Raw genomic sequence first — 1,316 nt, 5'->3', positions numbered from 1 at the left:
CACTAGTGTTGCACGATAACCAATAAATGTAACTTTTGATTTAAAAGTAAAAATTTTCCAGTCGCTTTCATTCTATTTTTTAAAAAAAGGTAACGCTCAGTCTATTTCGACCCAGTTCCCTTTTTTTGTAAATATTTACTTTTCTATTTTTCTTTCTTTACGTAATGATCCTTTGAAATCGGGCTGACAATTGCTACATTTTCACCATATATTCGTGGGATAGGTATTTTACTAGGTACCTTCTGTCTTCCTTTGCTTCTTTTTTGAGGGCGATAAAATTCCCTGTTTACTTCATCCCACGAATCCAAAAGATATTGGCGAAGGATCCTTAAAAATTGCCAAGCTGTTTTTCTAGGCTGTTTCAGTAGTTTTAATATCTCAAGCAATCCAAAGGTAATGAGAGAAAGGAATAGTTGATTCCATATTCCAATCGGCGAATGGCTGAATAGATGCTCTACTTTAATATGTTGTTTTAACCATTTGAAGAAAATCTCAATAAACCATCGGTTTTTATAGGTATCCATGATCTCCTGTTCAGTTAAATCCAAGCGATTTGTCAAGATTCGGAAAAATGTGCCTTCGTTATCCGTAAATTCAACGAGCTTCAACCTTTCAGGCCTTGTCCTTATCGAGACTTTCGCATGCTTTGTTACATTAGGTACATCAGGGGTATATTCTCTCAATGTCTCAACTTTAAAGGTCTTTTTTACACGGACTAAGAACTTGACGCCCCTGCTAAGCCAACCGCCTATTTTAGTTTTTTCACCATATCCACGATCCATGACATAGGTGGCATCGTCACAATCAATCAAATGATTGACGGCATCTATATCCGCAACATTGGAGGTGGAAGGAATCATCCGTTCAGGAAACACACTGTCGGAAGAGGCAACGGCCAAACAAAGATGCAATTTTACCCCGCTGGAATCTTTTGATACAGCCGTCCAGTCGGAAGCCTGGTTGGGCAATTTTATGAACGTTGAATCAATGATACGTAATATCCCTACATTTGAATGGATTCCTTTTGCCTTGGACTTAATGGACCAATATTTCCATGCGATGCGACCCAACAAGGCTGATAACTCAGCTGTATCCAAGGACCTAAGCCGACGGCTTATCTGAGAAGCACTAATGGAGCCAATCTTGAGTTCATTTTGGATCTGCTTTTTCGACCTTATAGCTACTTCGATTTCCCGAAGGCTACCCCAGCGAAAGAGGGTCGAAAGGAGAAATATTTTCACTAAGGATTCATCCGATAATTTTGTGAAGTTGTAATTATGGGATGGGCATGCCAGTGTTGTGGCTGGTAATAAAGA

At 39.2% G+C, this 1,316-nt stretch carries 1 protein-coding gene; it reads right to left on the bottom strand.

The annotated features are described in order from the left end of the window. Window positions 1–143: 143 nt before the first annotated feature. A complete protein-coding gene (locus KHA96_RS12660; RefSeq protein WP_249315541.1) occupies window positions 144–1,295 on the bottom strand; it encodes an IS4 family transposase in 1,152 nt (383 codons plus the stop codon). Window positions 1,296–1,316 lie beyond the last annotated feature (21 nt).

The organism is Bacillus sp. FJAT-49711, assembly GCF_018343715.1.
GTDB lineage: Bacteria > Bacillota > Bacilli > Bacillales > Bacillaceae_C > Lederbergia.
Note: the sequence above shows the minus strand (reverse complement) of the source record. Positions and strands in the feature narration are given on the sequence as shown.